This is a genomic window from Janthinobacterium woesei (assembly GCF_051380875.1).
GTDB lineage: Bacteria > Pseudomonadota > Gammaproteobacteria > Burkholderiales > Burkholderiaceae_D > Janthinobacterium.
Map to the genome: position 1 here is coordinate 1 of NZ_JBNYXW010000053.1, position 1,344 is coordinate 1,344.

The 1,344-nt window shown below is 51.1% G+C and carries 1 rRNA gene; it reads left to right on the top strand.

The annotated features are described in order from the left end of the window. Positions 1 to 1,344 (top strand): 23S ribosomal RNA (locus ACQ4W6_RS25710); the annotation flags it as partial.

A 1,344-nucleotide genomic window follows, 5' to 3' on the forward strand; every position in this document is an offset into this window, starting at 1 on the left:
TTAGGTGCTGAAGCAATCGGAAGTGGTTCCAAGAAAAGCCTCTAAGCTTCAGTCATACGAGACCGTACCGCAAACCGACACAGGTGGGCGAGATGAGTATTCTAAGGCGCTTGAGAGAACTCGGGAGAAGGAACTCGGCAAATTGGTACCGTAACTTCGGGAAAAGGTACGCCCCGGTAGCTTGAATGGTTTACTCCATGAGGGTGAAAGGGTTGCAATAAACTGGTGGCTGCGACTGTTTAATAAAAACACAGCACTCTGCAAACACGAAAGTGGACGTATAGGGTGTGACGCCTGCCCGGTGCTGGAAGATTAAATGATGGGGTGCAAGCTCTTGATTGAAGTCCCAGTAAACGGCGGCCGTAACTATAACGGTCCTAAGGTAGCGAAATTCCTTGTCGGGTAAGTTCCGACCTGCACGAATGGCGTAACGATGGCCACACTGTCTCCTCCCGAGACTCAGCGAAGTTGAAATGTTTGTGATGATGCAATCTACCCGCGGCTAGACGGAAAGACCCCATGAACCTTTACTGTAGCTTTGCATTGGACTTTGAACCAATCTGTGTAGGATAGGTGGGAGGCTTTGAAGCGGGGACGCTAGTTCACGTGGAGCCAACCTTGAAATACCACCCTGGTTTGTTTGAGGTTCTAACCTTGGTCCGTTATCCGGATCGGGGACAGTGCATGGTAGGCAGTTTGACTGGGGCGGTCTCCTCCTAAAGTGTAACGGAGGAGTTCGAAGGTACGCTAGATACGGTCGGACATCGTGTTGATAGTGCAATGGCATAAGCGTGCTTAACTGCGAGACTGACAAGTCGAGCAGGTACGAAAGTAGGACATAGTGATCCGGTGGTTCTGTATGGAAGGGCCATCGCTCAACGGATAAAAGGTACTCTGGGGATAACAGGCTGATTCCTCCCAAGAGTTCATATCGACGGGGGAGTTTGGCACCTCGATGTCGGCTCATCACATCCTGGGGCTGTAGCCGGTCCCAAGGGTATGGCTGTTCGCCATTTAAAGTGGTACGTGAGCTGGGTTTAAAACGTCGTGAGACAGTTTGGTCCCTATCTGCCGTGGGCGTTGGAAATTTGAAGGGGGCTGCTCCTAGTACGAGAGGACCGGAGTGGACGTATCTCTGGTGTACCGGTTGTCACGCCAGTGGCATTGCCGGGTAGCTAAATACGGAAGAGATAACCGCTGAAAGCATCTAAGCGGGAAACTTGCCTTGAGATGAGATTTCCCAGAGCCTTGAGCTCTTTAAAGGGTCGTTCGAGACCAGGACGTTGATAGGCTGGGTGTGGAAGTGCAGTAATGCATTAAGCTAACCAGTACTAATTGCCCGTA